This window comes from Ruegeria sp. AWH4_226 (assembly GCF_056159225.1).
In genome coordinates this window covers 94,265-120,533 of the sequence record NZ_JBSWUU010000005.1, presented here as the reverse complement: position 1 = coordinate 120,533, position 26,269 = coordinate 94,265, and the positions used below count along the sequence as shown (strand labels likewise).

The window sequence follows — 26,269 nt, the reverse complement described above, 5'->3', positions numbered from 1 at the left end:
GGTAGCGGTGAATCTGTCTCGTCCCGAGCCAGCTTAACCGCGGCCAAATGGTCGCCAGGACATGCTTGTTTCGGCCCAAAGGGTAACGCCCGCTTTTGCAAGAGGTCTGGGAGATCCGCGCGAGGCGCGCGGCTCGCATTGATTATTGGACAGGGCAGGGGATCGACGCGCTAAAGCGCGCTCACCCCGGCCCTGGCATTGTCCAATAGTGGGTCTGCTGTGACCGGCAGGTCGGTCCCATCATCCCGATCCGCCCGCATCCTGCGTCGGGCCGGTCAAGGGGCAAGCGCCGCGCGGAGCGCGTCGTCTCCATGTCAAAAAAACCGGTTCCTCCCACGCGCAAGCGCGCGGTTCCCTCCCATTTTTTCGCCACTCCGACCCCGTGACAGTCCCGCCCCAGGCCACAGGCAGGGCTTCGCCCTCCTGTTCTGCCAGCCGATAGATGCGGGCCATCTATCAGCTAACAGATCAGAAGGTCGCGCCCATTAGCGGATAGCCGGGAAACATCGGCAACCGCATCGCCACGAAAGAAAGAGTTGTCATGACTGAATATCGTCTTGGATCATCGGATTTGGTTCATACGCCCGGCCTAATTGCATGGGCCATCAACGGGTATCACTTCGCAGATGATCGTCCGGTCCTGCTGAACAGCATGTGCCAGAGCTTCCCATCTGTCCCTGCCACCGCCATCGAACAGCTTTTGTCCAAGGCCGTGCCGTACACGGTCGAGGACAAAACGGTCGTTTTCAGCGTGGACGAATAGTCCGGTTCTGAAACGGCCAATGCGCAACTTGCGCACGAAAGGAGGTGAACACCATGAGCATTGAAATGATCGAACAGCGTAAGCGTGAAGCCTATGCGCTGATCAAAAAGGGAGGTCTCTCCGCCAAGATCGGCCTCGCCTTCTTGAAAACTCAAGCTGCCGCCTAAGCGGCCTCGCTCTACCCCGCAAGGGGTAGGGCACCAATAACAAAAACTTAGCCACGAAACAAGGACTTGCCCAATGAGCAAACTCGAAACATTCACCGCACCGGAAATCATCGAAACCGTTGCACTGTCCGATCTGTACCTGTCTGAAATCAACCCGCGTCAGGAAGTAGCCGACGAAGGCATTGCCCTGCTGGCAGAAAGCCTCGTCACATGCGGCCTAATCCAGAACTTGAGCGGTCTGCGCGATAAGGACGGTAAAGTCGGCATCGTCGCAGGTGGTCGCCGTTTCCGCGCCCTCAACATCGCTGTGACCGAACGCCCCGATTTGGCGCAGGTGCCGGTCAAGATCACCGATAACCCCTTTGTGGCCGAGCAATGGGCCAATGCCGAGAACACAGCCCGCGAAGAACTGGACCCGATTGACGAGGTTCGCGCCTACGGGAAAATGGCCGCGAAATCCCTTTCTGTTGGCAAGATCAGCAACGCATTCGGCGTGACCGAGGCGCATGTGCGCCGCCGCCTCGCGCTGGCCGATCTGCCTGATCCTGTCTTGGATGCCGTGAAAGCCGGTGAAATCAGCATGGGCTTTGCTCAGGCTATGACAGTGAGCCAAGACGAAGCTAAAATTCTCGAAGTGCTGGACCTGCTAAGAAAAGGCGGATGGTACAGTGAACATGACGTAAAACGCATGTTGAAAGTCGAGGCCATCAGCGGCACCAGCCGGATTGCGAAATTTGTTGGTCGGGAAGCCTATGAAGAAAAGGGTGGCACCGTAACCGCTGATCTTTTTGCACAGCAATCACAGACCTATTTCAACGACCCCGAAATTCTGAACGGGCTATTTGCCGAGAAAATGGAAGCCGAAGCCGAGGCGTTGCGCACGTCCGAAGGATGGGCATGGGCGAAGGTTACGGACGATCATTATCCGTTGCCACACGAAATGAAGTCCGAGTTTGGCGCGGAGCAGACAGAACCGTTTGATGGCGTCCTATCCGAAGAACAGGCAGAGCGCTATGACGAACTGGCCGAGCTTGAAGAAGCTGAGGCGCTGGACGACGAAGGCAAGGCCGAACTGGCAGAACTCGAAAAGGTTCTACAGCCCTCATATCTGCCCGAACAAAAGGCTCTTGCCGGGATCATGGTCTTTGTGAACAACAGCGGTCAGGTATCAGCGTTGCGCGGGCTCATACTGCCAGAGCAACAGGCCGAAGCTGTCGAAGCGGAGTTTCTGGAGCCTCTGACCGAAGCCCCTAGCGAAGCCACCGGCAACAACAGCACACAGCCAGAGAAATCACCTTTCTCTCAAAAGTTCATTGACGACATGAAGGCGATCCGGTTGGCGGCTGTTCAAACGGCCATGCTGGACAAGCCCGAATATGTTCTGAGCCTGTTTGCCTTCTATGCGACCCCGGCATCCGGTCACTATGAAAGCATTTTCGGGTTCGGCTACGGCGGTGCAGAGACAAACAAGCCCGAGATTGACGACCAGTTCAATCTTGATCCGCGCATTGGTGGTGAGCACGACGAGGAAGCCGAAAAAGCCTATAACCAGTTTCAGGAAATGGCCGGTAAGGGCAGTGTGGAAGCGTTCAAGGCGTTCCGCGATCTGGGCAAAAAGTCCCGCAACGGCGAAATCACCGCGTTTCTTGCGCGCCGGTTCACGACCCAGCGTCCCGACTTTATGGCAGAGATTGCCGAAGATGTTGGCGCAGACATCCGGTCTATTTGGACGCCATCGGCTGAAAACTGCTTCAAACGGCTCAAGGGTGTACAGTTGGATGAACTGTACAAAGACCTTCTGGATTTGCACATGGATACCGACGACTACCGCGCGTTCAGCAAGTCCAAAAAGGGCGAGAAGAACGAAGCGATGCACAAGCTGTTCAACGATCCAGAGCATCAAAAGGCTTTGCGCGTCAGCCCCGAACAGAAAGCCCGGATCGACGCTTGGGTTCCTGAGTGCTTCTAAAACAATTGGGGCAGGGCGCATTGCGCCCTGTTCCAGACGATGCGAGAATCGCCAGTAAGCCGAGTTGCAGACCGGAATTTTGAGGACTGTTAGACATGACAAATACAACCGCCGTAACAAAGGTTGAAAAAGCCGCCCGCCGCGTCTGGAAGTCCGCGCAGATGTATATTGCGTTTCATAAGGACCAGAACAAACGCCAACGCGATGAACCGAAGTTCTGGCCGCCGAAGAACGGCAGCGCGTCAATTCATGGTGCCCCTGCCGAGCAAGAGGCCATTGTTGTGGTCAAAGCCGCCGACCCTGGAGATACCCAAGATGTGCAAATCAAGCTGCATCCCAATCGGATTGTTGTGCGCCGCGATGCTGAAATCTGGTGGCAAGGGGTTGCTGTTGATGACCATTCTGTAACCGTCCGAATGGCAGACGGCACAATCATTGAGGTTCACCATGATGGTTCTGTCAAACGCCGTGCCGCCGAAGATGAAACCCATGTCGAAGCGGATGGCAGTATCTTCAAATGGACCGAACACGCTGAAACAACAATGACGGGTGACGGGATCGAGATGACCCGCCGCACTGAAGATCGGATTACCGCGATCACCTATGACGGCGTTGTCGATCGGGCGCGCAACCGCTAACCTCAACGAGCTTTTTTGTTTTCCTCTCGTGGCGAGAGACCTTGGCCCGCTTCGGCGGGTCTTTTCTTTTGCCGTTATCCTGGCTTTGAGGTTCCTTTGGTGTCCCTTGTCACCTGGGGCATTCGCCCCATGTGCCAGCGCGACTGGTCGCTTCGCTTTGACGGCCGCAATAGCGGCCAATCCCACCTACGCGGCTTATCCGTTGTCAGACTTTTGGCCCGTGAACGCCAACTCAAGCGCGTCATCTGGCAGAGGTCGTTGCAATGCCTTGGCCTCGTCAGCAGATCCTTTCAGCCATATCTCAAACTCTTCTTCAGTTCGCAGCAGCACGGGCATGGCCTTCGGATGAATCGGTGCAACTATGCTGTTAGGTTCTGTGGTTAGGAACGCCATAGCCGTAACTTGCGCACCTGAAGCCTGCAGCTCGGCATCGGCCTTCTTCCGCAGACCGTCTTTTTCCCAATCCCATCGGCGCATAACTCCGGCGAAAGCAAAAGGGGGTCGTTCTGTTTCGCCAGTCAGCCGAAACCAACTCGCCGCCTTGATCGGCTTGCCTGTCGCTCCGGGGATCTTCTCTGTCGGGTGGTATTCCGAAAACGAGGACGCTGGGACAAGGCATCGTTGGGATTGGTCCTTTATCACATTCTCCCAAGGCCAGCCGTCGAGATTCCGAACATTTGTCAGCCACGTCTCGTAATTTTTGTTTTTGAATTTGACCTTCTTCCAGCCCCACCGGGCGATGCGCAGTGATCTTTCTCCAGAGTCATCAGCAGTTACGATCACCGATTGCCCATCTGGAAAGATTGCCGGTTGCGCTGATGCATTGCCCAGCTCATCGCGCGCGGCAGGCACGTTGAACAGTTGCCGCATGGCTTCTTGCGTGGTCGTGTTCGAATACAGGTTACACATTCAGACAGGCTATGCGCGCAGTTCGCTTTGGACAAGGTTGCGCGTGTTCTTTATTTGTTCTCATTATGCCTGCTTCGAACCCACCAATACGCGCGCATCCCGGCAAGCCGTTTCGCACCATGAAGGACGCGGCTCTGTCGCACCAGGTCTTAACCCTTCGGTGCAACCTTTGCCGCCGCCGAGTGACCTATCTTGCCTCAGATCTCGTTGAGATCGTAGGCCACGACTGGCCGCTCCATATCCCCCCGTTTGCATGTCATAAGGATGGCCGGGAATACGTGCAGGTCGAGGTCTGGAACCCACGAGCTGAAGATATTGGCCGCGTTCCAGTTCGTCGCCCTGGCCGCGTCATACAAACGTGGCAAACAGTTATGCTCGGAGATTGAGCCTTGCGCTGAGAAATCCGACCTTTCGCCTCCGCCGACCGGAAAGGGCGACTTGCGCCGCCAATGCGCCCTTAGTTTTTGTTCCGCAGGTCATCCCATTTCGGGAAGGCCACCAGCTCGCGGATCTGCGCATTGCGCTTGTGTCAGATCGACTTGATTTCGCTGCGTTGCACACTGGTCATATGTCCCGAACGCATTCGCCCCAGAAGTTCTTGCCTTTCACTCGGTCTGACAGCCTCAAACCCGTTGCCAATGAAGATCCTCGCTCACGTGTTTCTTTCAAGATGAACATAAGCGGGGCAGTCGTGGTAGCCGCGCAGCCCCCGTTCCGGGCGCTCCGCTTCAACAGGTAATTTCCCCTGCGCCTTCAGCGCATTCCTCGCGGAACAAATTACCTGCTGACAACCTCTTTGTGCCCGCTTCTTCCATGTTCATCGAAACACTCAAAAGCGAGGATCAAACAATGGCAACTCAAACTCTGAAACTGAACGTCAAAGCCGGTGAAAAAGATGGCAAGAACTTCTGGAACAAATGCGGGGTTCTCTTTGTAACCACCGATGACGAGAGCGGCGAAATCAAGTCGATCACCGTCAAACACGATATGTTCCCCAGCGTTGAAATGGTGGCCTTCCCGAAACGGAATGACGACGACGATCAGAACTGAGGGAAGGGCAGGGCGGCGCAAGTCGCCCTTTCTTTTGCTCCGGCTTCAGGCCGGACCCAAAACCGCCTTTTTGGGCGATTTTGGGGTGGCGGTACACTCCGTTGTTTCACGCTGGTTGACCCAGCGTCATCACAACTATGTTTCACTTTGCAGAATAGGTTGATTAGCGACACTCACGTCTCTACTCATACGCGAGTCAACAATACTGACCACTCTACGAAGCCGCCACGGCGCTAAGGCTCCTTTGACCCCCTCAAGGTGGCCTTGATCCCTTCCCCCAACCTTGGATCGAGCTGTGGCGGCTTGCACACCGCCGTTACCTGTACAGTTAGATGCGCTACACACAACCGAAGTTATGCGTAGCGAAGAACGCAATGTGTCGCTACGCAAGTCGTTCTGTTTACTCAACAAAAAAACCAGTCGATTTAGCCCACACAATATTGTTTGGCTCACTGATTTGCCCTTCAGCTACAAACGTAACTTCAAAGCCTTCTCCATCAAATTCCAACCCGTCGCCCAGATTTGGAGTGTCTTCAAACTGGCGGGTGGCTTCAGCATTTGTCTCATCTGCTCTGGTGTATTTTACAGTGAATGTTTTGGTCATAATTTTTCTCCTATGATTTAACTATGAGCCTCTATTTATCATCGAGATTCAGCTCAAACGCCTGTTTGGGAAAAATATTGCGTGTTTTTTTTGATATGTTGGGCGATCAAAGCTAACAAATGTTTCCGGGCAAATCCCGCGCCTATGGGCGCGTGACCGCGTGCTAGTCGGACGCCGGCACACCGGCCTCCGACCCGAACCAATCACGTCCTTTCTCCCTTCGACCCGGGTAGCGGTGAATCTGTCTCGTCCCGAGCCAGCTTAACCGCGGCCAAATGGTCGCCAGGACATGCTTGTTTCGGCCCAAAGGGTAACGCCCGCTTTTGCAAGAGGTCTGGGAGATCCGCGCGAGGCGCGCGGCTCGCATTGATTATTGGACAGGGCAGGGGATCGACGCGCTAAAGCGCGCTCACCCCGGCCCTGGCATTGTCCAATAGTGGGTCTGCTGTGACCGGCAGGCCGGTCCCATCATCCCGATCCGCCCGCATCCTGCGTCGGGCCGGTCAAGGGGCAAGCGCCGCGCGGTGCGCGTCGTCTCCATGTCAAAAAAACCGGTTCCTCCCACGCGCAAGCGCGCGGTTCCCTCCCATTTTTTTGCCACTCCGACCCCGTGACAGTCCCGCCCCAGGCCACAGGCTGGGCTTTGCCCACCCTGTTCTGCCAGCTGATAGATACGCGATCTATCAGCTAACAGAACAGTGAGGTCGCGCCCATTGGCGGAAAGCTGGGAAACACCGGCAACCGCATCGCCACGAAAGAAAGGAATTAGTCTATGGGTTACAATCGTTATATGAGCGGAATGTCCTGCGGTGGTCTGGTCACAGGTGAAGCCTTGACCGATGATCAACTGCGCTCCGCCGTGCCCTCGATCTTCGCAACCGAAGCCCACGAAAGCCGGTCTGACCGCTTTGTTGTGGTGCCGACAATCGACGTTCTGACCGGACTGCGTAAAGAAGGGTTTGACCCATTCTTTGCTCAGCAGGCCAACACCCGCATTGAAGGCAAAGCCGAGTTCACCAAGCACATGCTGCGCCTGCGTCACCGGTCGATCACCAATGCCGAAGGCGAAGCCTTTGAAATCATCCTGGTCAACGCGAATGACGGAACATCGTCATACCAGATGGTGCCGGGGTTCTTTCGGTTCGTCTGCGCGAATGGCTTGATGGTCGGTGACAGCTTTAACGAGGTGAAGGTGCGCCATTCCGGTGATGCCATTCTCGAAGTGATCGAAGGTGCTTACACCGTTCTGGAAGATGCGCCCCATGTGGCCGAGCAGGTTGAAACCTTCAAAGGTATCTCTCTGGACGACGCCGAGCGCAAAGTGTTCGCAGAAGTGGTGCATGAACTGCGCTTTCCCGAGGCTCACAAAGAAGATGGAAAGCCCGCGCCGGTTCAGGCTGACGCTCTGTTGAGAACCCGCCGCAATGCCGACCGCCTGACCGATCTGTGGACCGTTGGCAATGTTCTGCAGGAGAACGTCATCAAGGGCGGGCTGCATGGTCGTGTCAAAGATGCCAATGGCCGCGCACGCCGACAGCGCACCCGTGGCGTCAAGGGCATCGACCAGAACAAAGCTCTGAACCGGGCAATCTGGTCTCTCACCGAAAAGATGGCCGAGCTGAAGGGCGTAAGCCTCGCAGCCTGAAGAACAGCGCGCGGCTCGATCCGGGCCGCGCATACCCCCTGACTCGGAGCAGAGACCATGCAAGCAAACATCATCAACACAGTCGCCCACGAGCGTTTCAACAATTTGCCGGTAGGTGACACGCTGGAAAAATATGAGTGGTTCACCATTGCGCCGGTACGTCACGACGAAAGCGAACAGGCAACCGTTCAATGTGAAGCTGGATGGGCCGAGTTCTGGACGATCTACGGCTGGCATAGAGACGGGTCCGACGAGGACGCCTGTTTTGTGGCCGATGCGGTTCATGACGAGTTTAACCCCCGTGACATTGTGCGGATCGCGCGCCAGATCGCCAACGAGACCGGCAAAGGGTTCATGGCTGGCGACATTCACTATGGATATTACCCCCGCAACGGCGAGGGTCCGATTGCCGTCACAGATTTCAAAGAGATTGCCGAGGATCTGACGCACGCAATTCACGAGGCCAACGAGGACGAGATTCCGGACGAGGATCAGCGCGTCGATGATTTTGACAATCACTCGCTGGCCGATCTGCGCGAGGCGTTTGTCGATTACTCCGACTATTCGGGTTCTGATCAACTCGACCCTTATCAGCCCGAGACCACCGCCCACTGAAACCTTGCAAAGCCGGGAGGCCGCAAAAGCGGCCCCCGCCATTTGCCCGATGGAGAGCAGAAATGCAGCAGCTTGATTTGATACCGATGGCCCCAAGCGAGAAGGGAACACCAGGCGCAAACTGGTGGGCCGGTGCCTGGGAATGCCGAAACTTCGACGGGTTTTTTCAAACCCGTGAGCAGGGCCGGGGACCGTGGAAATTCGTGATCTACGGTTTTGGCGGCGACGATGTTTCGGTCTACGGCGTCAACCCGTTTGGTGAGCTTGTCCACCAGAGCGTGCCTATCGACGGGCAGGATCGCATCACCATTCTTGGCCGCAAATATGGCCGGGACAACTGGCAGCACTAAGCCGGGCGAAGCCCGAAAACTGAAACCGAAAGGACCGTTCAATGTATGCCCATTGTTTCCGATCTGGACACATCGAACTTTCTAAGCATCCAAACATCGAGGGCGGGATTTGTATTGGCGAAGGGACAGAGGACGAGCTGACCCGCAAACTGGATGGACGCGCCCGCATGTCATGGAATGACACGTGGTTGGTCCCCGGAGTGCCGGAGGCCGAAACCGGGGATGAGGCGCTAGACGCGACCATTCGTTTCAAGACTCGGATGGATGAGCCTTTGCCAGAGGCAGGGTAGATGCACCGCCAGTTCACCTTGCCGGGTCTCGATCAACCGCGCCGAACGCGGCGCGTTTTGATGCACGCGGCTGATGTGGGTCAAGCCCCCGGTTTGATGCCCGGTTGGCGAACCGCCAAGGGCGGGCACTTCAAATGCGGTCAGTGCGGTCATGACGCCGGATGGTGTTTTGACATGACCGACACCGAAATTCGGCGGGGCATTCCGTGCCCGGTCCGCAACCACCAAAAGAAGGATTCCGATGCTTGAGAAATGTGTTCATCACACCATCGACATTGCTGTTGCCGGTGCCCTTTTGGTGGCACCCGTATCCGCGTTTTGCTGGCGCGCAGAACAGCGCTTCACTATCGTGGTGTGGAAGTCTGACCGTGCTGCCCGACTGACCGTAGCGCGAGACTGACCCCGCCCTTTCAGCGCGTCCTGTTCTTCCTGTCATCGACCATCCAGGCGAGGTCCGGATAGCCCGCGCCGCATCGGTTGTGCAGGGCCAGCCCGTCCTTTTCACGGTCGCATATTTTGGCAATGATCTTCAGCGCCGAGGGCAGCGGCGTGTCAGCACCGACCAGCTCAATGAACCGCCTTTTCGGGTACTGCCCGTACCGCCCGCAGGTCTTGCAGTTGATCCGGACCAGCTCAAACGGGAAATCCCAAGCTCTCACAATGCACAACCTCCGGTAGTGCTGTTTTCACGCGGTCTGAAAATCTTCAACCCTTCTATTCTCAGCATCTATCCCACGGGTCCGTTCAGAGCCAGCGTAAAGGCTGGCCGCTCGGTCCCCGTTCGCGCCACCCAACGCGAAGCCGCGCGACTGCCACTGTGCCAAGATCCCGACCGAGACACCCTGACCGGACGAACGACAGCCGGTCAACTCGTCGGGTCGCGCGGCTGCAGCCCAGCCGATTTGTTGGCGCTCTGACCTGACCGGCAGAGCCAATGCCAACTCGTCGGCACCCGCCGCCACAGCGTCGGGAAGTTGAGCGCGCCCAGGCGCGCGGAAAATGCAGATTGCATTTAACGTGCCGGAAAGTGACGGGCGCTGTTCGGGCAGCCCACGCTTTGCGTGATTGCCCTGCGCCAGTCCACCGGCACCCACGCCTGTTGGTTGGAAAAGGGGCGGAACCCTTTTCCCGGCGTGGACATTGCCACCAAGAGCAAAACTGTTCCGACCACGATTGGAGAAAATACAGATTTCTCAAATCGCGTCGGTTTGCTCTTGGTGAGTATGACAGGATAAGGTAGTTGTGTTACAAATTAAAAATGCAACCAGAGGTATACATTGAGCAAGCCCGCCGACACCACCGTCTTTTCCGTGCGTTTGCCTTCGGATGCACTGGAGCGTTTGGAAGCGGCTGTGACCGTGCTGGGAGCCAAGAGCCGCAATCAGATCATCCAGCGTCTGATCTATCGACTGATTGGGTATCTCGACCCTGACCCCGCTGTTGTGGATCTTTGGCAGAAGCATTTGCGGCAGGTTCAGGGTGGATACACCAACCTCAACCAACTCGCGAAATCTTCCAAACGCGGCACGGTGATCTGGACGGATGACGACCGCCGCGACGTCGAAAACCTCCATCGCGCGATCATCCAGCACCGGCAAGACCTGAAGGCGATGATCACAGCGGCCCGCCGAAACCGTGAGCCGGAATCTGCCATTCGCCGGATCTTGCGTGATGACGATTGGGATGCCGCCGCATGAACGCTGCAACCCACGATCTGACAGCAGGTGACTTCTTAGAGCTTGCGTTTCGCGAAGCTCAGAAGGGTGTCGATCGTTCCAAGCAGATCAATCAGCAGTTGCAGACCGCCAAGCGCATGAAGTTCATGGTTTCGCGGGCATCATCCATCAAGGCGCGGCTGGGTGCCGTGGTGGGAAAGCCCGAGGCGGTTGTAAAGCACGTCCGCAAAGGTGGTGTGAAAAACGCGCACGAGCTGCGCCGCCAGATCAACTATCTGACCGTCAGGGCAGAGGGCGTGTTGGACATCCGAGACAATGGCGTGACCCCGCTCGATGCGGATCAGGTCAGTGATTTGATCGAGACCTGGGCCGAGGATTTCAACGGGAAAACCAACTACGGTTACACCCGTCACATGATCGTTTCTTTTCCCGAAGGCACCTATCCGGACGCCGCTCATGAGGCCGGTTTAGAGTTCGCAGATCGGCTATTTGGCAGCGGTGATTTTGGCGATACCTGGGACTACCTGACAGTGTTCCATAACGACACTGACAACCCCCATGTCCACATCGTTGTGAACAACCGAGGCGTCGAACATGGGCAGTGGTTGGCTATGGGTATGAGCAGCGAAATGAACATCGACGTTCAGCGCTCAATCCAGGTCGAGGTTGCTGAGGAATACGGAATTGAGCTGACCGCAACGACCCGCCTCGAGCGCGGATTGCGGCAGGAAGTCGAGACCGATACGTGGAAAGTTCAGGCCGGAATGTCGGTTGTTGAAAGTACCCCGGAAGTCGAAGTTACGGCCCGCGACATGGCCGCCGATGTGATGACTCTATCCATCGCAAGAATGTCGGATCTGTTTGATGAGCGCGCCAACGCCGTCAAAGACCGGATCGAAGAGTTTGCCATCATGCTCGTTGAAGGAGAGGAACCTATGGTATCGAGAATGGAACATCTACTAGACCAAGCCCATCATTTTGATGATTACGGTGAGCCGGGAGACCCGTCTTATGTGTCCCCCGAAGTCATGAGCAACTTGCGGCGACACATCGAATTAGGCGGTTCTGAGGAAACAATCGCGCCCGAGCTGAAGGCTCAGGTTGTTGCACATATCAGCGACGTTCGGGACAACGAACAGAGCCATCCGTATCTGTCTGCCCTTGCTGATATTGTCGATGACAAGGAGTTCCAGGCGTCCGCTGATTATGCCCCGGCAGCACGCCGCTACGAGGTCTATATGCAGGACACCTTGGGCGAGGGTGCCTATGAGGACTTCCAGTCTCAGACCAAAGAATTGCTGCAATCAATCGACAAGATGGAAGGTCTTGCCCGTGAGGTTGACGACCCAAATCTGCGTGTCGCAATGGACATTCAGATTGGCGAGCTGAAGGGCGACGTTGCGGATCTGCGCACCAACGATCCTGACCTTCAAGCCTTCATCATCGAGGACCGCCGCTACTCAACGCTGATGGATACCGCCGAAATGGATACCCTCGACTATCCAGAGGCCGAACAGTGGGCGGAGATCCGCAAGGATGTCACCGACACGGCCAGCAGCTACGGCCTCGATGGTGAGGCGTTTGTTGCCCGCTTTGGCGACCACCAAAACGTCACTTTGGGCACAACAATGGGATGGCGCAGCGACGATATTTCGACCGCAGCGGCTCACTTCCAGGTTCAAGGATTGTCGGACAGCCACGACCGCGCGGAGGCCGTTGTTGACGAACTGCACCAGCTTGCTTCTTCCAGGATCATCGCAATCTCAGAAGAACTCTCAGAGGTTCACGCCCACGCAACGCACCCGCTCTTGCAAGGGCGGTGCGACGATGACGGACACAGCCTATAAGGAGTTCACCCTGTCTGCCTGATGAGCGCGCCAACGCCCCAGGCAGATCCATCACAGAGTTTTCCATCAACTCGCAAAGGAAAAACTATGGTTTCGCGTACAGACTATCTTTTGAACGAAGTCGAACACTTCGCACCCTATTCCCAATTTGATCAATCCGCCCTGCGCGAGGATCGCGTTTCTGAGCAGATCGACATCATCAAGAAAGAACAGCAGGCGATGGGCTTTGATCGTGCCGCCATCGCTTCAAAGAGCTTCGACATCGAGGACCAGGCCAGCCGCCGTGTCGACGAACATACGGCGCAAAAAGATCTGGTCGAAGAACTGAAAATCGAATTGGAGGCTGCGGAGCGGTCAGGGGAGCCGGTTGATCTGAACGATATGCAGGCTTTGGTTTCTCAGCACATGAACGATGCTCAAGAATACGACCTGTATCATCCCTACTATTCGTCCCTTGCCGATCTGTCCGGCGACAAAGGTTTTCAGGATTCCGACGACTACCAGTCGCCCGGTGATCGCTATGTTCAGTATATGCAATCCGCTCTGGGGCAGGCCGGTTTCGAGAACTACGAACAGCAGACCAAGGACATTGTGAACTCCATCGAGAACATGGAGGCACTTGCGCGAGAGGTCGAAGATCCGCATTTGCGTGCCGCAATGGACGTCCAGATCGGAGAGCTGAAGGGCGATGTTGCCGAGCTACGCCCATACGATACCGACCTGCAAGCGTACACTGTTGATGACGACAGATACACCACATCCATGAATGCGGCCGAGTTGGACAACCTGGACCCGTCCGAGGCCGAAAAATGGCTGGCATTGCGTGACGACATTGTTGCAACCGCCAACAGCTTCGGACTCGATGGAAACAAGTTCCTGGCCCGCTACAACGATCATGACAGCGTTTCAGCCGGCACAACGGCGACTTGGCGCGACGCGGACATTTCCACCGCTGCTGCCCACTTTAACCGCCAAGGCGTTCCGGACAGCTACGAGCGCGCCGAGGCCGTTGTCGGTGAGCTGCACCAGGTCTCATCCAGCAAGATTGCCGCCGTTGTTCGGGAAATTGTCCATACCCGCGAGCAGGCCATTCTCATCCATGAAGATGATGGTCACAGCCTTTGACGACGGAAGACATAATAGATGATTGTTCGCATTCTGATCTTGCTCGCCGCCGCCGCTGGAACTTGGTACGCAATCAATATGCACACAGAAAAGCGCCTCTCTACTGAGTGGCGGCTTGCGGTAGTGAAATGTGTTGTCGGGAACAGTGAGATTGCTGAATTGGAACAATGCGTGGTCCGGGTCGCCCGCCCATCGGCTGATACTTCTGGTGCAGGAGGCTAATGATGTTGGCGGCAAACCAAAACGATTGTGGAGCGCATTCAACTGTACATCTTGCGGCGATGATGGGGCACAATAACCCGCCCCCTGAAAAGGTCATAAAACCGCAACCTGACAGTGTATTCGGGCTTCGGGCTGCATGGCTCAGGTTTGCGGAACAGAGGGAAATAGTCCGTCTTGCAAAGCTGCACGGGCGGATTAAGCGAAAAGAAGAAGCTCTGAAGAGACTACGAGCCGAACGCACCACAATCATGAATCGGTGTATCCGGCGAATGCGCCGAGCTTCTGGCAAGAACTGAGTGCGATACATCGCAAATGAAAAAGCCGCCCTAGGGCGGCTTTTCTTTGTTTGGGGTGGTCAACAAATCAGGGAAGCCAGGTTGCACCGGTTTTGTCAGAAACAGCGAATAACTGCAGCTCTACTGTTCTCTGCCGTTCAGGGTCCACCTTATTGAATGCCGCTCTGAGCAGGGGCATACCGCCCTTCTCAATGATTTTCGTCACAGCTTTGTTCACAACAGACGAACCTACTAGCTTCTTTTTTTCATCCGTTTCAGCGTCCATCATCTGAGCGCCCCGGTTGATTTCTGCGATTTGAGGTTTGATTTCTTCGAGTAGCTGGTCCAGCTCGATTTGATCCATTCCTATGCCCTATCCTTAGTCGCGGCTTTGATCTTTTTGTCAGTATTGTACTGGCTGAGCGAATACACGGCCCAAATGGCCGCTGGTATCCAGCCAATCAGCGTCAGTTGCAGGAGCAGGCAGAAAAAGCCCTGAAATGGCCTTCTGATCGTGAAAAACACCACAAACGGAAGCAGTATCGCCAGTATCAATCTCATCAAAAGTCATCCTGTCATTTGTGTTATGTGGAACCGTCGCGGACTCGAACCACGAACATGACTACCCGAGTCTGATTTCCCTCGCCCGTGGGCTTATCTCTCTCAAGACACCTAATGATGGCGGGTGGGCACCACTCTACCGTTGAAATACGTTCCCACATAACGGTTCCACTTAAAGCAGAGATTTACTGAAACAGCACCCCCGTCAAGCGGAGGCACTGCTTTCAGGCCGTTTGGCTCTCATTTTCTCCATCGCGATGTCTTTCGCTGACCGGCTTTTCCGCTTTGCGACCGTGCGCTGCGCATCAAATGCCGCCTGAAGCTCCTGATCTTTTTCCGAAACCTCTCTCGCCGGGGCAGGGGCCGGTTTCGCTTCAGCCAGCGCCTTTGCCGTGTCCCTGGCTTGGTCTGCAGCCAGATCGAGGTGGGTGCCCTTGATCTTCGGACTATCGCCACCCAAGAACTGCATGAAATACGGATCTTCGAAGTATCGGATCTTGTTTGCAATCACCGGCATCTTGCCTTCGCGGATAAGCACAACCTCATTTTCAGGCAATCGGCCAACGTGTTCCGGCCGGAGCAGGCGAATGCCTTCCTCGCGTTCCGATATGCTGCCCATTTCCATTTTGCCGAGCGCCCGAGACTTCGATTTGCTCAATACGGTTTTGTCACCGATGGACCTGGACACGTGTTCGCGTACCTCTGAATCCTCAGAGGCTGCGAACATCTGCGTCCCGGCGTTTGCCAGCATCGCCCGCACACCTTCATGCCCATAAATGTCCTGCAGGCGCGACAGCGTTTGCGAAATCACGATGATCCGGCCACCGAACGATCGCATGGTGTCATACGCTTCAACGACGCGCTCAAGATGGCCGAGGCGCTGAAACTCATCGAGCAGCATCAAAACCTTGAACGGCTCATCTTCGCCCGGCTCAACGGTTTCGATGGTGTTCACCAGATCGAGGAAGAACAGGCGAATGAGCGTCCGGAACTCTTTGACCTTCTTCCCTGGTACAGAAAAGTAGATCGAGGTAGGGCGCCGACGCAGATCCTCAAAGTTGATGTCATTGCCCTGCGTGGCTCTTGCCACTGACGGGTTACGCCAGAGCTGAAGGCCGGAGTTGTTCATAACCGAAATCGTTGACCGCAAGATTTTGGATTCTTCGGCTGCAAGATTCAGAAACTCATCTGCAGCTCGCGCATATCCAACTTCTTCAGCCATTTTCTCATAGTCCTTTTGCTTGGTCGTTTTGACCAGGCGCAGGACTTCGGAAATGTATGGCCGCTTTCTTTTGATCGCCAACATCGCCATTGCGCAGAACATGCCCTCGACACCACCCATAAAGCCCTGTGCGGACGAGCTAGGCGTGTCGAACATCTGGGTTGCAACCTGAATCACTTCTTCCCATCGCCGATCCAGATTGTCGGCACGTGCTGCACGGCGCAGAGGGTTGTAGCTGTGGCTTTTGTCGGGGTTCTCGGGGTCGAACACAAACACCTCGTCGCCCATTGCTGCCCGACGCGCACCCGTGGTCTGGAAAATCTCACCCTTGATGTCCAGGACGACGCAAGAACCATTGAAACGCAGAACATTTGGGATCACAAAACCGCTGGTTTTACCCGAACCAGACGGGGCAATGAACATCGCGTGTGGCTTTTGAACGCCGGGACCGGGCTTATAGTAGATTGCGTTTTTGTCCTTTGGCTCACCAAATTTGGCAAACACGATTTCACTATCCAATTGGTCTTTGAGCTTCAGCACCGAAGCATAGCCCTCCTGGACGAGCTGAGGGGCCTTTGCAAAGGTCGCATCACCGTATTTCGTTGAGGGACCACGCAGCGCAGCCGCCACAAATGCAAAGGTCAAAACACCCACTGCGACCACCGCCACCAGACCCATGATCTGCTGCGTCTCTGCAGGCTGTGCCATGAACTTCTCTGGGATCGCCCAGATGTCCAGCCCGCGAAAGCCTCTGGTGTTGATGTATTCGAGCGCCAGCCCGATCACCAACACCGCGCAAGCCGAGGTAGCGATAAAGCCCATTGTACCGGCTATCGCTACCTTCTTGCCTTTGGGTAGATCCTGAAACTCAGCCATCGACCAGCTCGCGTTTGAAGAAGCACACGATGCCAAATTCAGCACGTGCGACACCAACCATTTCCCAACCTTCTTTGCCCAGCTTTGCGAATTTCTCGCTGGCGTCGTCGCGTTCCGAAAAAGGCACGTCTCGATACTCGAATTGCTTCATCTTTGTACTCCTTCAGATAAGTTGTTCAGCGGTCATCAGCGGCGGAAAAATCACGCCGTTGACCTTCCGTTCGTCCCCGATTTTCTTCATGTGAACGATCATGTGAATGGTCGCTCGGATGTCATCGACCACCTCTGACTTTTGGACGGTCGGAGATCCGCGCCGCACCATTTTACTCATCCGTCCAATGGCATCGACGGGCGAGTTGGCGTGCATGGTGCAGACAGATCCATCGTGGCCGGTATTCACCAGTTCCAGGAACATATTCGCGTCGTCGCCCCGGATTTCACCGCAGACGAGGCGGTCAGGTCGTAACCGCAGCGCCGATTCCAGCAGCTTTGTTGGTGATCGAGGGCCATCTTCTTCGGAACGGTCGGCAAGCAGATCGACAGCATTGGGTTGCTCGATGTCCAACTCGGCCACTTCTTCAATCGTCACGATCCGTTCGCCCGGATCGACGCGCTTCAGCATTGCATTGAGAACGGTGGTTTTGCCAGACGACGTGCCCCCCGCAATGATCACGTTCCATTTGCTAAGCATCGCAAGATCGGCCAGCTCGTCAAAGCTCATCGTGCCTGCTGCAAGGGCAGCACGGGCATTTTCGAGTGCACTGTGATCGTTGCTTTCCGCCAATGCGGCCTCTTTGCTGGCGAAGCTGAACGCGCCTAGATCGACAGTTTTCACGCGCAGGAGACGGATCGCAACGGACCCCACGCCGGTTGTTGCTGGCGGAATCACGACCTGCACCCGCGCTTTACCCTGCTGTGTCGGCACGTTGGCCGTCGCAATCGGCTTCTTTTCTCCGAATGTTACATCGCTGAAACCGGCCACGCAGCGCCCGATGTTTGCTACATCGTCTCTGTTCAGAGTGATGTCTGTCCTGGTCATGTGCGTTGTGCCCATTTCTTCGACCCAGACTGCACCATCAGGGTTTACAGAAATTTCGCTCAAGCTTTCGTCGTGCAACAGATGCGCGATCTTGCCTGTATAGTATTCCAGAAGACTATTACCGTTCCGCCCGCTCATGTTCTTGTCCTTGGTAGAGCACTTTTTGGAACAGTGGAGGTTGCCTTCGCGGCCTCTCGGCTTTGCCTCGAACGCGAACGCACCTACACAAGATTCATTGATTCCAAAAAGTGCTGAATTTGCTCCAAAAAAGGCCGCTACCGCATTTGAATGTGCAGGGAGCGGCCGGAAGGGCCGCTGAGGCGGTCGGCTCATTGGCTCGCGCTCAGAAGCTATCAAACAAAACGTCGCGCTGCAGGATCGCATTGATGCGACTGCCCTGATCGACAAAGATTGTCGGAGTAATGCGCAGGTATTCATCAAGCGCCGCTGCCGTGGCGTTCTGCAGGTTAGACCCCACTTGCGTTGCCAAATCCGTGCGAACCGAGTTGTTGCTATCGCTGTCAGACACCAACGCCACCGGCGCAATGCCGATGATGGACAACAGCGCAGCAGTTCCGAACCGCTTCCCAAAGTGTGTATTCACCCTGCCGGTCGCACCAGTCCGGCCTTGACCATCCGTACCAGCCGAACCGATCTGAGCGGACAGGCCATCAGGTGTAATGACACGGCTCCAAACAATCATGATGCGCGTTTGCGCCAATGTCGTATCCGCTCGATACTCGCCATAAAGCTTCGATCCACGCGGCAGAAGCAAACGAGTGCCGTCCATCGAGTAGACGCCACGTGTGATCGTCGCCACGACGCTACCGGGCAGTTCCGAGCTGACCGCGCCACCGAACACAGCCGATAAAACCGTGCCTTGCGTTAAGGTGCGCGACGGATCGTCAATGATCGCGGCCCCGACGATGGGGGGATATTCTTCAACCAGATTGTTTTGCCATGTCGTGTTTTGGTTTTCCTGATAGCCGCGTTGTTCTTCAGGCAGGCGGGTGTCGTCTGGCTGGACTTGAACCGGCTGCGGGGCAGCAGGGAAGGGTTGGAAAATGACCGGCTGCGATCCACCATTGATCGGCTGGTAGTTTTGACCGGGTGCTTCCTGTGCCATCGCGCTTGACGCCAACGTGACCAGGGCGAGGGTGATTGCTGTTCTGTTCATCGTCAGCTCCATTAGTTTCTGCCGTATGGGTTTTCATCGAACACGATGCCGTCTGACTGGTTTTGGCGCTCGCGCATCCGCTTGAGTTCTTCAAGCCTGCGCCGCTCATCATCAGTCAGACCCGTAGTCTGTAAGTGGCTCACGCTGGCAAGCGCCCGGGCCTCTGCATCTGCGATGGCCTGGGCAAGTTCCGTCTGGAACTTCTTCTCTCGCTCATCATATCTGACCTGAAGGCGTTCGTTGGTCAGGGTCAGCGTTGCGATTTCACCGTCTTTTTCCGACAGCGAAACTTTGGCATCCGTCAGCTCATCTTGCAGATCGGAAATCCGGCCATTTTGTTGCTCGATTGTTTTCAAGGCTTTATCAAACCCAATGAATTCAACCGGCTGTGGAGTTGAGTCGGGCGTTGCCACCGCAATTTCCTCGGGCAAAGCCTCTGGTTCCGGCTCATCGGCCTCTGGTCCCCGTGCGGTCAAAAGCCCGTATCGCTCGCCACCACCTTGTTGCAAAGCGTCAACGCGGACACCCGTGTTCGTGCTTTTGTTTTCATCGCCCATGACATACCATACAAAGCCCAGGAACACCGCTCCTGCGATTGCAACGGTCATCAGCTTCTTAGGGTCGAACTTCTTCCGGACACGTTGCGACGGCTGTTCAGCCGCCGCCCGTGCCGCAATTGTCTGATCGCGGTTCATTACTTGCTGCCCCCCGGTTTAACTGTCTGTGAAGTGACGGGCCGACCGCTCACACTTGCCTGCTGAAACTCGTCGCCATCGTTTCGAACACAGATCGAAGTGTCCTCGATGCGCAGTGTCCAAAGATCGGAAAGGCCCTGCACCTGGATAATGCCGCGCTCTTTGACTGTGGTGTTCACCATCAGCTCACGTCCATCCGGCAGGACACGGAAGATACCCGGCAGCTCCGCATCTTGTGGGATCTGCATATAGGTGTGAACGCCATCGTCCCAAACGGCGGTAGGCGCAAACTCCGCTTTGCCCGAGCGCGAGTAGTTTTGGTTGACGAAGCGGCCTGTTGGTTTCGGCTCGCTACGTGCCACCGTGCCACGGCGCGTTGTGGTCCCGCCGCTGTTGTTCTTGTTATAGAACGTGACCCGGAACGGTACTCGTTTACGTTCGGCGGCGCTCTCGGCCGGAACCAGATAGAAGTTGTATGTCCCGCGATTGGTCAGCACGGTCAGGTTCGAATCCGAGTTCAGGATTTCCGGCTTGAACGCAATAACACGACCTTCCTGCAGGCGGGTGATCTGAAAACTTTCCGTGTCGCCCGCACCAATGCTGCGGACGGTTTCGCCCTGCGGAAAGTGAACATATGTAATCAGGCGTTCACCCACAGGGATGCGGTACACCTGGTTCTCGACGTAATGAAAATGCGTGATGCGGTGATCCGCGTTTTTTCCGTCTGGCGTCGGTGTGATTTCAGCGAGTAGAGGCGTAGAGAATGCCAAAACTGCTGCTGCGGTGGCGGTGAGTGTTTTGAAAGAACGCTGCATCAGATGTCTCCCATTGCGTCTACGCGGTAGTTGGTGACGACGAAGCCGAATGGATTTTCCAGAAGCTCATCCATCGATGTCACGATTTTTTCCTCAAACCCGTAAGTCACTGTGACCACGTAGCGGGCTGAGGCCGTTGCCTGGTTTGGCACGATCAGGGACTTGCGGATCTCGACCTGCACCGTCTCATCGTTGACCGGCGACACGCCCAGAATTTCGGTCTGCACCTTTGTTTTGGGCGTATAGATTTCGTCCGGATGGTTGTCGTTCGACCCATCCCACAGTTCGCGGTAAGACGTTTCGGCCAGCTCATCAGAACGACGCAGTACCGATTTCAGGCGATCGTTGTTGTCCTGGACATCATAGGTTTCCCGGTCGCGCACATAATTTGCGACTTCCCGGAAGGCCATCGCCTCAGAAGGTTCCAGTTCTTCGACCTTTTCAGTCAGCAGCACCGGCAGTTTTGTGTCCGGATCAATGGAGAATGGCACCGCGCGGATTTCCTTCAAGGGAAGGAGCAGCGCCCAGCCGATTATAGAGGCCACGCCCATTGCCATACCAGCCATGCCGAACACCTGCCATTTGAAGGCATCGCGGCGTGCGCCCAGAAAGAGTTCTTTTTCGTGATCTGTCACGTGTGACATTTGCTCTGTCCCTCGGATTAAGATGATTTTTGTTGCGGTTTTTCTCGGGCCGCCCGAATGCTCTGCCGATAACGATCAGCTGCGTAGCTCTGGCGCGCCGCTCCATCCTGATTGCGGGCTCTGTGTGCAATGTCCCGACGCGCCTGCATGGCACGCGATGCACTGTCTCGCATTCCGGTCCCGTCGCGTGCTGCGGAGGCCATCGCAGCGGCCGTTTTGCCCCCAGCAACTGTGTTGCGCCCAGCACCAGCAGCCGTGCCCAATGCACTTCTTGCGGCAGCGACGGCACCAGTTGCCACGGCAAGACCCGAGGACGCCGACACGATTGCACCCGACATTCCCCCAGCGAGCGACGGGATCTGCGTGAGCATGACAATAGCCACGATGCAGATTGCCAGAAAACGCCCGCTCGCTTCCATGTCATTAACATCAGACAAGGAACCAAGCTCCGAAGCGAAAAGCGCCTGAATAAGAGAAACGATGCCTGTAAGAACGACGATGACCATGATCAGGCCAACGGTCGTTTTCGCCCAGGCTGCGAAGATATTGGCTGTTGCCGAGCTGAGCAGCGTTGCGATGAAAACTGGCGCTAGACCCAGCAACACCGCCAGACCGCCTTTTGCAATGAGTGCCATGCCAGTGCCAAAGGCAACGATGACGGCACCAACAACCCAGAGAATAGCCCCGGTGATGCTCAGGCCCCAAGTCGCGTTTTCAATGGCCTGCTGGCCCATCAAGAAACACTGAAGCGCAATCTCATCCAACGCTTGCCATACATTAGTGGTTCCAGTGAGTGCCCCGGCAATACTGTCCGGCAAGGTTTGGACGCCTTGATAGATTGGTTGGAAAAAGGACCAGCTCGACGCCATTCCGATGATTATCGTCGCCCGAATGATCCAGCCTACATAACCACCAAACCCAATTTCTCTGATCTGAAGTACGCCGTTGATCAGCATCGCTACAAAGATCAGCGCAGCAATAGCCCAGAGGGCGGATGCGAGATCCGCCGCAAGGCTGGTGTATGCTTGCTGAGAAAAGTTGCTGATTGCTGATTCAATCGAGCTGACGAAATCCTGAATCACGGCCCACAAGCCTCCTCAATTACAGGGCGCAGCGCTTCCAAGCGTTCTTGCTGCGTTTCTTTGAGCGATTTGAGTTCGCTGGATGGCTTCGACCAGAAATCGCCTTGGTCTGCGCCCACCAACTCGATTGCAGCTTCGCGGCTGAGATTGCCGAGCGGGCATTCAGTGCTGAATGCTTCATCGGCTTTGCGCAGTCGGCATTGCTCAATGGCAAATTCATGAGCAGCTATCACTTGCTCATTCAGAATGGCATCGGTCCAGTTGCCAACGACATACTGTTGATCCGAGCCCTGACCAGCGTTAGCGAGCTGTTCAACCCCGTATTCCTTCAGGGGTTTTTTGAACGCTCGCACGCCCGAGTAACCAAGACAGGTCCGATATTCCCCAAATGTCCAATCAACATTGGGGGGAAACGGCAGTCGGGCCTCAGCACTGGCCGACGACGCTAAAAGCGTCGCCGTCAGTGTGATCAGGGCGAAAGTGGTGCGGCTTTTCATTGGGTTTCTCCTCTTGCGTAATTGCTAAGCGTCTTTAGGTCCGCTGCGTTTGCAGCCAGATCCGTGCCCGACGCCAGAGCATTAGCCGAGGTTGTGCGCAAGATTTCAATTTCAACTTGCAAGAGTTTCAGGAGAACCGCCGTATTGTAGTCGATTGCGTCCTTCAGATCATCTTGCTGGCCGATTTCACCGCGCAGCTTTTCAGCATCTTCGGCGAGCTGACCGGCCATGTCATAGCCATTCTCACCCAACGCCGATGCCATAAGGCCCGCGCCACCACGTTCAGACAGGATGCGACGAGCTGCTACTTCTGAGCCATTAAACTCTGACAAGATGCCACCGTTGAGGCCGAGGTTGATGGATCGACGTTCCATTGCCTGAGCAGCGACATCGGGCAGCCCGGAGATACCGCCCTCTGCCGCGTCCAGTGCGTAGCCGAGCGTGTCAGCAGCGGTCGCCAGCTTCAAAAAGCTACGGCTGTTGAACTCGTCCAGATCCGTCAGGCCAGTGATAGTCTTGAACGAGTTTTCGAGCAGTGCCCGTTGCTGTTCCAGTTTCTCGTACTGTTCCAGTAGTTGCTCGTACTGGCGGACCATTTCAGCGATTTCTTTGGCCGAATTGGCGGCGTCCTGTGTGATGGATGCAGAGTCCACCACCGGAACACCTTGGGCCGACACCACGACGGGCAGGGCGGCCAGAACCGAAAAAGCAATGGTTGTGCGGAATTTCTTTGAAATATTCATCAGACAAGCTCCAAGTTTTCAGGGGGGGTCATGCGCTCAAAGTCGCAGGCGCATTTGCTGCGATAGCCCGAATAGGTGCTGGTGCAGGCCGAGACAGCGGCCAGAACTACAAGGGCGATTACAAGGCGGGTTTTCATGTGATTTCCTTCCAGAAGTTGGGGTTTTTTCGCCAGTCAGGATCAGGGAACGATTTTCCGTCTGATCCGCTCAGAACACGAAGAAGCGGACCGAGCGCGCCGACATCGACATCGAGCCAAACACTCTCATCACCCTTTTTCATGAGCATTACGCGGTCGCCAAAATGCGCCCTCAGCGCGCCAACCTCTGAATCGTTCAATCCGATTGCCCGGTAATCCGCTTCATTGCCGGATCGAGAGGGGAACAAGAGCTGTGTGCTGGTGTTTTCCAGGATCGACTTGCTTGCCGCTGACGACAGGAGGTGATCGGGGATCTGCGTCATCATCATCATCATGACGTTCAGCTTCCGATACGTGGTGTAAGCGTTCTTGAGGATTTCCGCGCCGTAGGGGTTGCCTGCGATCACCCAGGCTTCATCAATCACAAAGACAGTGGGCACTTTCGCGGCACAACGGCGCTCGATCTGGCGCATGACGTAGCTGATCCATGCCAACCGGACCAACTCGTCATCCAGAACCTCAGAAATATCGAACACAAGATGCCGATCGTCAGAGGCAAAAGGATCTGTGCCACCCTCGCCAAACATCCACGACAAACGCCCGTCGCCCGCCCATTCACTCGCGCGCTTGAAGAGGTCTTTGCCATCATCAAAGGCTCTGAACCGCTCGACCAGTGAATCGAAGTTCTGCAGTTGTGGCGGCAACGTCGCGTTTGCCTGACACGCCTGTTTAATCTCGTCTTTCTGTTCGGCTGTCAGTTTATCGTCGTAACTCATCAGAGCTGTGGCCCAATTCGCCAACCAGCTTTGACCGGCCTCATCCGTTTCCGTTTGAAACGGGTTCATGCCAGTGGGTTCGCCCACCCGGACGCGGGTGTACTGTGCGCCGAGCGCCCGCATCGGAGCTTCCATTGCCCGATCTTTGTCAAAAGCGATGATCCGCGCGCCCTGTGCCACCGCCATTGTCGCCAGCAGCATCGCGATCACAGTTTTACCCGATCCGTTCGGCCCCAGAACGATTGTGTGGCCGGAGGGCAGGTTTTCAGCGTCTTTGCTGGTCTTGGGAAGGTGCAGCGAAACATCATAGCTGTCCCCGTGCGTTGTCGGGAAAGTCGCCAATGGCCCCGGCCAGGGCAGCTTTTCAGCGTCCAGCCCTTTGGGCCGCATGTGGAACGCAACCATGTCCGCAAAGTTCTGGTCCGTAATCAGTTCTTCACGGGGACGGAATGCGAAATTGCCGGGGTGCTGCGCGAAGTACACCGCACGGGCCGACATCGCTTCGCGCTTCACTGTGCCACCCGAAATCTGAATTTCACCGATGATGTGTTTTTCGGCGGTTTTCAGATCTTCTTCGTTCCCAAACACGCAGATCGACAGGTGGTGCTTGCCGAGTGACATGGTGCCGGAGGCAATACCGTCCGCCAGAATGGACAAATCCTCTTCAAGCGACTTCGCTTTGTCGCCCGCCGAGCGCATTTGTCCCGACTTGCGGCGTTCCATTTCCTGCGCCTGGGCGCGGCTGATCGGCAGGAAGGATTGCGAAATGACGACATCAACCGGCAGGTCCAGCCCGTCGAAAATGCCGGGGAACGACGCCATCGGGTAATTCTTCAGCGAATACACACGGATGGAGCGTTCCTGATCGTCGCCCGTGACCAGATTGCCGGTCTTGCCCTGAAACAGCACATCCTCTTGCGGCATGTTGAAGGCAATGGGTTCTGCAATGTTCGTGTGAATGATCGGCTGATACCGACCGTTCAACAGCATCCCATAATAGCCGAGCCAACGCCCCTCGCTGAGCTTCAGCCGACGCACACGGCTTTCGCCCAGCGTGCCCGCCAGTGTTGTGAAAACACCGTCGAGCTGTTCGATCATTTCGCGGCGTTCCTCGTCTATCGTTCCAGACGACATGCCGAACATCTGTTTTGCCCGCTCATCCTGCCGCTTTTGGAGAATGGCGCTGATGACGATCTTGCGTTCTTTCAGCTCTGCATCGACGGACGCTGAGCGCATGGCCTGCGCCACTGCACCGGCAAAGCCGGTTGGATCTGTGATGACATGACCAGTCTCAGCCGGGACGGTCAGTCGATGAACATAAAACGCCACCTCGTTGGGTGTTGTGCGCAACACACGCTCAAACCGTTCGGCCAGGAACTCGAACTCGTTTTCGTCCAGCGTGTTTGCGTTGATTCCGGTGATTTCTGCAGCGGCGATAAGGCCACCGTTGCGTGTGGAAATGACCTCATCGTCCACGACATAGCCATACGGTAACATCTGAAAAAGGCTCATTTCATCCTTGCGCCAGCTCGGCTCGATCAACGAGCGGGCAAGGGTCCACATGCCTCGGGCAGCAGGCTTAGGCATTATAGTAATCTCCCCCATGATGCTGGCGGTTTTTGGTGCGCGGAGTTTTGGAAAGGGTTACGGACAGGACGCGGAAGAAAGCCGGTTCCCATTCGTAAAAGAGGCGAAGCCCGGTGTAGAAAACAAAACCCGAAATGATTGCTGGCGCTATCCCGAACATGAAGAACGAAAGCATGGTCATCCCGAGGATCACCAGCAGATAGATCACGGGTAGGCCGCCCCATTCTGCGGGGCGGCTCAGGCCGCGAAAGACCGTATTGCGGCGCGGCATCA

Annotated in this window: 31 protein-coding genes; 12 read left to right on the top strand and 19 right to left on the bottom strand. The window is 55.9% G+C overall.

The annotated features are described in order from the left end of the window. Positions 1-541 precede the first annotated feature (541 nt). From ACXAET_RS22250 to ACXAET_RS22240, 3 genes are all read left to right on the top strand, one after another. Positions 542-763 carry a hypothetical protein gene (locus tag ACXAET_RS22250; protein ID WP_267367433.1) on the top strand — a complete coding sequence of 74 codons (222 nt, stop codon included), beginning with the start codon at positions 542-544 and terminating at the stop codon, positions 761-763. 240 nt (positions 764-1,003) lie between these two features. Next, on the top strand, positions 1,004-2,899 hold the full coding sequence (locus ACXAET_RS22245; protein WP_475190846.1) for a ParB/RepB/Spo0J family partition protein: 1,896 nt from the start codon (positions 1,004-1,006) through the stop codon (positions 2,897-2,899). Positions 2,900-2,994: 95 nt separating this feature from the next. Continuing rightward, entirely contained in the window at positions 2,995-3,537 is a 543-nt protein-coding gene (locus ACXAET_RS22240) for a hypothetical protein (protein WP_475190843.1), read from the top strand. Between the two features lie 195 nt (positions 3,538-3,732). Here ACXAET_RS22240 and ACXAET_RS22235 read toward each other — a convergent pair whose 3' ends face one another. After that, positions 3,733-4,446 (bottom strand): SOS response-associated peptidase, encoded by a 714-nt coding sequence (locus tag ACXAET_RS22235; protein WP_475190839.1) that lies wholly within the window; start codon positions 4,444-4,446, stop codon positions 3,733-3,735. An 849-nt stretch (positions 4,447-5,295) separates the two neighbouring features. Between ACXAET_RS22235 and ACXAET_RS22230 the strand changes: the two genes are divergently transcribed. Continuing rightward, positions 5,296-5,496: a hypothetical protein gene (locus ACXAET_RS22230; RefSeq protein ID WP_170424883.1), complete on the top strand. Its 201-nt coding sequence runs from the start codon at positions 5,296-5,298 to the stop codon at positions 5,494-5,496. Positions 5,497-5,896: 400 nt separating this feature from the next. Here the strand turns inward: ACXAET_RS22230 and ACXAET_RS22225 are convergent, their stop codons facing one another. Continuing rightward, complete coding sequence (locus ACXAET_RS22225; protein ID WP_267367303.1) at positions 5,897-6,100, bottom strand: hypothetical protein; 204 nt, start codon at positions 6,098-6,100, stop codon at positions 5,897-5,899. Between the two features lie 772 nt (positions 6,101-6,872). On the opposite strand from ACXAET_RS22225, the gene ACXAET_RS22220 reads away from it, so the two are divergent. The 5 genes from ACXAET_RS22220 (at position 6,873) to ACXAET_RS22200 (ending at position 9,400) form a co-directional block, all read left to right on the top strand. Further along, positions 6,873-7,745, top strand: a complete 873-nt coding sequence (locus ACXAET_RS22220; protein WP_475190835.1) for a DUF932 domain-containing protein — start codon at positions 6,873-6,875, stop codon at positions 7,743-7,745. 57 nt (positions 7,746-7,802) lie between these two features. Next, the gene (locus tag ACXAET_RS22215) at positions 7,803-8,360 is read left to right on the top strand and encodes a hypothetical protein (RefSeq protein WP_475190830.1); all 558 of its coding nucleotides are present in this window, start codon (positions 7,803-7,805) and stop codon (positions 8,358-8,360) included. Between the two features lie 62 nt (positions 8,361-8,422). Next, a complete protein-coding gene (locus ACXAET_RS22210; protein ID WP_475190827.1) occupies positions 8,423-8,710 on the top strand; it encodes a hypothetical protein in 288 nt (95 codons plus the stop codon). Between the two features lie 41 nt (positions 8,711-8,751). Next, positions 8,752-9,000, top strand: coding sequence for a hypothetical protein (locus tag ACXAET_RS22205; RefSeq protein ID WP_475190824.1), 249 nt, complete (start codon positions 8,752-8,754; stop codon positions 8,998-9,000). A gap of 241 nt (positions 9,001-9,241) precedes the next feature. Further along, positions 9,242-9,400 carry a hypothetical protein gene (locus ACXAET_RS22200; protein WP_475190822.1) on the top strand — a complete coding sequence of 53 codons (159 nt, stop codon included), beginning with the start codon at positions 9,242-9,244 and terminating at the stop codon, positions 9,398-9,400. Positions 9,401-9,410: 10 nt separating this feature from the next. Here ACXAET_RS22200 and ACXAET_RS22195 read toward each other — a convergent pair whose 3' ends face one another. Further along, a complete protein-coding gene (locus ACXAET_RS22195) occupies positions 9,411-9,659 on the bottom strand; it encodes a hypothetical protein (protein WP_475190819.1) in 249 nt (82 codons plus the stop codon). 27 nt (positions 9,660-9,686) lie between these two features. Next, entirely contained in the window at positions 9,687-10,094 is a 408-nt protein-coding gene (locus ACXAET_RS22190) for a hypothetical protein (protein WP_267366495.1), read from the bottom strand. A 183-nt stretch (positions 10,095-10,277) separates the two neighbouring features. Between ACXAET_RS22190 and ACXAET_RS22185 the strand changes: the two genes are divergently transcribed. The 3 genes from ACXAET_RS22185 (at position 10,278) to ACXAET_RS22175 (ending at position 13,648) form a co-directional block, all read left to right on the top strand. Beyond that, the gene (locus tag ACXAET_RS22185) at positions 10,278-10,697 is read left to right on the top strand and encodes a hypothetical protein (RefSeq protein WP_267366496.1); all 420 of its coding nucleotides are present in this window, start codon (positions 10,278-10,280) and stop codon (positions 10,695-10,697) included. Beyond that, positions 10,694-12,523, top strand: coding sequence for a relaxase/mobilization nuclease domain-containing protein (locus ACXAET_RS22180; protein WP_267366497.1), 1,830 nt, complete (start codon positions 10,694-10,696; stop codon positions 12,521-12,523). Before ACXAET_RS22185 ends, ACXAET_RS22180 begins: the two co-directional genes overlap by 4 nt. Positions 12,524-12,610: 87 nt before the next feature. Next, positions 12,611-13,648: a hypothetical protein gene (locus ACXAET_RS22175; protein ID WP_267366499.1), complete on the top strand. Its 1,038-nt coding sequence runs from the start codon at positions 12,611-12,613 to the stop codon at positions 13,646-13,648. Between the two features lie 585 nt (positions 13,649-14,233). Here the strand turns inward: ACXAET_RS22175 and ACXAET_RS22170 are convergent. The 15 genes from ACXAET_RS22170 to ACXAET_RS22100 all read right to left on the bottom strand — a co-directional run bounded on the left by ACXAET_RS22170 (position 14,234) and on the right by ACXAET_RS22100 (position 26,267). After that, positions 14,234-14,509, bottom strand: a complete 276-nt coding sequence (locus tag ACXAET_RS22170; protein ID WP_209251527.1) for a hypothetical protein — start codon at positions 14,507-14,509, stop codon at positions 14,234-14,236. Between the two features lie 2 nt (positions 14,510-14,511). Further along, positions 14,512-14,706: a YqaE/Pmp3 family membrane protein gene (locus ACXAET_RS22165; protein WP_209251525.1), complete on the bottom strand. Its 195-nt coding sequence runs from the start codon at positions 14,704-14,706 to the stop codon at positions 14,512-14,514. A 205-nt stretch (positions 14,707-14,911) separates the two neighbouring features. Then, positions 14,912-16,804: a type IV secretory system conjugative DNA transfer family protein gene (locus tag ACXAET_RS22160; protein ID WP_267366667.1), complete on the bottom strand. Its 1,893-nt coding sequence runs from the start codon at positions 16,802-16,804 to the stop codon at positions 14,912-14,914. Beyond that, positions 16,797-16,955, bottom strand: a complete 159-nt coding sequence (locus ACXAET_RS22155; RefSeq protein ID WP_267366665.1) for a hypothetical protein — start codon at positions 16,953-16,955, stop codon at positions 16,797-16,799. Before ACXAET_RS22155 ends, ACXAET_RS22160 begins: the two co-directional genes overlap by 8 nt. Before the next feature lie 12 nt (positions 16,956-16,967). Further along, a complete protein-coding gene (locus tag ACXAET_RS22150; RefSeq protein ID WP_475190799.1) occupies positions 16,968-17,981 on the bottom strand; it encodes an ATPase, T2SS/T4P/T4SS family in 1,014 nt (337 codons plus the stop codon). Between the two features lie 205 nt (positions 17,982-18,186). After that, a complete protein-coding gene (locus ACXAET_RS22145) occupies positions 18,187-19,020 on the bottom strand; it encodes a TraB/TrbI/VirB10 family type IV secretion system protein (protein WP_475190796.1) in 834 nt (277 codons plus the stop codon). An 11-nt stretch (positions 19,021-19,031) separates the two neighbouring features. After that, positions 19,032-19,715, bottom strand: coding sequence for a hypothetical protein (locus ACXAET_RS22140; RefSeq protein WP_475190791.1), 684 nt, complete (start codon positions 19,713-19,715; stop codon positions 19,032-19,034). Next, a complete protein-coding gene (locus ACXAET_RS22135) occupies positions 19,715-20,530 on the bottom strand; it encodes a TrbG/VirB9 family P-type conjugative transfer protein (protein WP_475190786.1) in 816 nt (271 codons plus the stop codon). Before ACXAET_RS22135 ends, ACXAET_RS22140 begins: the two co-directional genes overlap by 1 nt. Beyond that, positions 20,530-21,174 (bottom strand): VirB8 family type IV secretion system protein, encoded by a 645-nt coding sequence (locus ACXAET_RS22130; RefSeq protein ID WP_475190782.1) that lies wholly within the window; start codon positions 21,172-21,174, stop codon positions 20,530-20,532. The genes ACXAET_RS22135 and ACXAET_RS22130 overlap by 1 nt, the downstream gene beginning before the upstream one ends. Positions 21,175-21,191: 17 nt before the next feature. After that, the gene (locus ACXAET_RS22125; RefSeq protein ID WP_475190780.1) at positions 21,192-22,256 is read right to left on the bottom strand and encodes a TrbL/VirB6 family protein; all 1,065 of its coding nucleotides are present in this window, start codon (positions 22,254-22,256) and stop codon (positions 21,192-21,194) included. After that, positions 22,253-22,753, bottom strand: coding sequence for a hypothetical protein (locus ACXAET_RS22120; RefSeq protein WP_475190777.1), 501 nt, complete (start codon positions 22,751-22,753; stop codon positions 22,253-22,255). The genes ACXAET_RS22125 and ACXAET_RS22120 overlap by 4 nt, the downstream gene beginning before the upstream one ends. Beyond that, complete coding sequence (locus ACXAET_RS22115; protein ID WP_475190774.1) at positions 22,750-23,496, bottom strand: type IV secretion system protein; 747 nt, start codon at positions 23,494-23,496, stop codon at positions 22,750-22,752. The genes ACXAET_RS22120 and ACXAET_RS22115 overlap by 4 nt, the downstream gene beginning before the upstream one ends. Continuing rightward, positions 23,496-23,633 carry a hypothetical protein gene (locus ACXAET_RS22110; RefSeq protein ID WP_170417970.1) on the bottom strand — a complete coding sequence of 46 codons (138 nt, stop codon included), beginning with the start codon at positions 23,631-23,633 and terminating at the stop codon, positions 23,496-23,498. Before ACXAET_RS22110 ends, ACXAET_RS22115 begins: the two co-directional genes overlap by 1 nt. Next, positions 23,630-25,996 (bottom strand): VirB4 family type IV secretion/conjugal transfer ATPase, encoded by a 2,367-nt coding sequence (locus ACXAET_RS22105; RefSeq protein WP_475190770.1) that lies wholly within the window; start codon positions 25,994-25,996, stop codon positions 23,630-23,632. The genes ACXAET_RS22110 and ACXAET_RS22105 overlap by 4 nt, the downstream gene beginning before the upstream one ends. After that, on the bottom strand, positions 25,989-26,267 hold the full coding sequence (locus ACXAET_RS22100; protein ID WP_170624894.1) for a VirB3 family type IV secretion system protein: 279 nt from the start codon (positions 26,265-26,267) through the stop codon (positions 25,989-25,991). Before ACXAET_RS22100 ends, ACXAET_RS22105 begins: the two co-directional genes overlap by 8 nt. Positions 26,268-26,269 lie beyond the last annotated feature (2 nt).

Coding starts and splice junctions, on each gene's coding strand:
- ACXAET_RS22250 (WP_267367433.1), top strand. CDS start 542: ATGACTGAATATCGTCTTGGATCATCGGATTTGGTTCATACGCCCGGC.
- ACXAET_RS22245 (WP_475190846.1), top strand. CDS start 1,004: ATGAGCAAACTCGAAACATTCACCGCACCGGAAATCATCGAAACCGTT.
- ACXAET_RS22240 (WP_475190843.1), top strand. CDS start 2,995: ATGACAAATACAACCGCCGTAACAAAGGTTGAAAAAGCCGCCCGCCGC.
- ACXAET_RS22235 (WP_475190839.1), bottom strand. CDS start 4,446: ATGTGTAACCTGTATTCGAACACGACCACGCAAGAAGCCATGCGGCAA.
- ACXAET_RS22230 (WP_170424883.1), top strand. CDS start 5,296: ATGGCAACTCAAACTCTGAAACTGAACGTCAAAGCCGGTGAAAAAGAT.
- ACXAET_RS22225 (WP_267367303.1), bottom strand. CDS start 6,100: ATGACCAAAACATTCACTGTAAAATACACCAGAGCAGATGAGACAAAT.
- ACXAET_RS22220 (WP_475190835.1), top strand. CDS start 6,873: ATGGGTTACAATCGTTATATGAGCGGAATGTCCTGCGGTGGTCTGGTC.
- ACXAET_RS22215 (WP_475190830.1), top strand. CDS start 7,803: ATGCAAGCAAACATCATCAACACAGTCGCCCACGAGCGTTTCAACAAT.
- ACXAET_RS22210 (WP_475190827.1), top strand. CDS start 8,423: ATGCAGCAGCTTGATTTGATACCGATGGCCCCAAGCGAGAAGGGAACA.
- ACXAET_RS22205 (WP_475190824.1), top strand. CDS start 8,752: ATGTATGCCCATTGTTTCCGATCTGGACACATCGAACTTTCTAAGCAT.
- ACXAET_RS22200 (WP_475190822.1), top strand. CDS start 9,242: ATGCTTGAGAAATGTGTTCATCACACCATCGACATTGCTGTTGCCGGT.
- ACXAET_RS22180 (WP_267366497.1), top strand. CDS start 10,694: ATGAACGCTGCAACCCACGATCTGACAGCAGGTGACTTCTTAGAGCTT.
- ACXAET_RS22175 (WP_267366499.1), top strand. CDS start 12,611: ATGGTTTCGCGTACAGACTATCTTTTGAACGAAGTCGAACACTTCGCA.
- ACXAET_RS22170 (WP_209251527.1), bottom strand. CDS start 14,509: ATGGATCAAATCGAGCTGGACCAGCTACTCGAAGAAATCAAACCTCAA.
- ACXAET_RS22165 (WP_209251525.1), bottom strand. CDS start 14,706: ATGAGATTGATACTGGCGATACTGCTTCCGTTTGTGGTGTTTTTCACG.
- ACXAET_RS22160 (WP_267366667.1), bottom strand. CDS start 16,804: ATGGCTGAGTTTCAGGATCTACCCAAAGGCAAGAAGGTAGCGATAGCC.
- ACXAET_RS22155 (WP_267366665.1), bottom strand. CDS start 16,955: ATGAAGCAATTCGAGTATCGAGACGTGCCTTTTTCGGAACGCGACGAC.
- ACXAET_RS22150 (WP_475190799.1), bottom strand. CDS start 17,981: ATGAGCGGGCGGAACGGTAATAGTCTTCTGGAATACTATACAGGCAAG.
- ACXAET_RS22145 (WP_475190796.1), bottom strand. CDS start 19,020: ATGAACAGAACAGCAATCACCCTCGCCCTGGTCACGTTGGCGTCAAGC.
- ACXAET_RS22140 (WP_475190791.1), bottom strand. CDS start 19,715: ATGAACCGCGATCAGACAATTGCGGCACGGGCGGCGGCTGAACAGCCG.
- ACXAET_RS22135 (WP_475190786.1), bottom strand. CDS start 20,530: ATGCAGCGTTCTTTCAAAACACTCACCGCCACCGCAGCAGCAGTTTTG.
- ACXAET_RS22130 (WP_475190782.1), bottom strand. CDS start 21,174: ATGTCACACGTGACAGATCACGAAAAAGAACTCTTTCTGGGCGCACGC.
- ACXAET_RS22120 (WP_475190777.1), bottom strand. CDS start 22,753: ATGAAAAGCCGCACCACTTTCGCCCTGATCACACTGACGGCGACGCTT.
- ACXAET_RS22115 (WP_475190774.1), bottom strand. CDS start 23,496: ATGAATATTTCAAAGAAATTCCGCACAACCATTGCTTTTTCGGTTCTG.
- ACXAET_RS22110 (WP_170417970.1), bottom strand. CDS start 23,633: ATGAAAACCCGCCTTGTAATCGCCCTTGTAGTTCTGGCCGCTGTCTCG.
- ACXAET_RS22105 (WP_475190770.1), bottom strand. CDS start 25,996: ATGCCTAAGCCTGCTGCCCGAGGCATGTGGACCCTTGCCCGCTCGTTG.
- ACXAET_RS22100 (WP_170624894.1), bottom strand. CDS start 26,267: ATGCCGCGCCGCAATACGGTCTTTCGCGGCCTGAGCCGCCCCGCAGAA.